We start from the raw sequence: 705 nt of genomic DNA, 5'->3' as shown, positions 1-705 counted from the left end.
CCTCAGTCAACGAGGCCGTATTTCACGACCATCGATTCCAGCTCATCCATCGCCAGCGGTTTCGGGATCACGAAGTCGGTGTTCTCGATGATCTTGCGGCCAAGCTCGCGATATTCCTGGGCCTGATTGCAGTCGGGCTGGAATTCCGTGACCGTCTGCTTGTTGAACTCGGCCTTCTGCACGATGTTGTCGCGCGGCACATAGTGGATCATCTTGGTGCCGATGGCGGCGGTGAATTCGGCGAGGAATTCCTTTTCGCCATCCACGTTGCGGCTGTTGCAGATGATGCCGCCGAGGCGCACGCCGGATTGGCGGGCATATTTCGCAAGGCCCTTGCAGATGTTGTTGGCGGCATAGATCGCCATCATCTCGCCCGAGGCCACGATATAGACCTCCTGCGCCTTGCCGTCGCGGATCGGCATGGCAAAGCCGCCGCAGACCACGTCGCCCAGCACGTCGAAGAACAGGAAATCGAGCTCCTCGGTATAGGCCTCGTTCTCCTCCATCAGGTCGATGGCGGTGATGACGCCGCGGCCGGCGCAGCCCACGCCCGGCTCCGGTCCGCCTGACTCGACGCAGCGGATGTCCTTGAAGCCGGTGCGGACCACCTTGTCGAGCGTGACGCGCTCGGCGCCCTCGATGCGCAGCGTGTCCATGACCGTCGCCTGCGGCAGGCCCCCGAGGATCAGGCGGGTCGAATCCGCC

At 63.0% G+C, this 705-nt stretch carries 1 protein-coding gene; it reads right to left on the bottom strand.

Annotated elements, in window-relative coordinates; all coding sequences use genetic code 11:
- Positions 1-2 precede the first annotated feature (2 nt).
- On the bottom strand, positions 3-705 hold a 703-nt coding region (gene nifH / locus CKO11_RS17145; RefSeq protein ID WP_223641516.1), incomplete at its 5' end, for a nitrogenase reductase.

Source organism: Rhodobacter sp. TJ_12, assembly GCF_020023995.1.
Taxonomy (GTDB): domain Bacteria; phylum Pseudomonadota; class Alphaproteobacteria; order Rhodobacterales; family Rhodobacteraceae; genus Rhodobacter.
The sequence above is the reverse complement of the archived record's forward strand: the minus strand, read 5'-3'. Positions and strand labels throughout refer to the sequence as shown.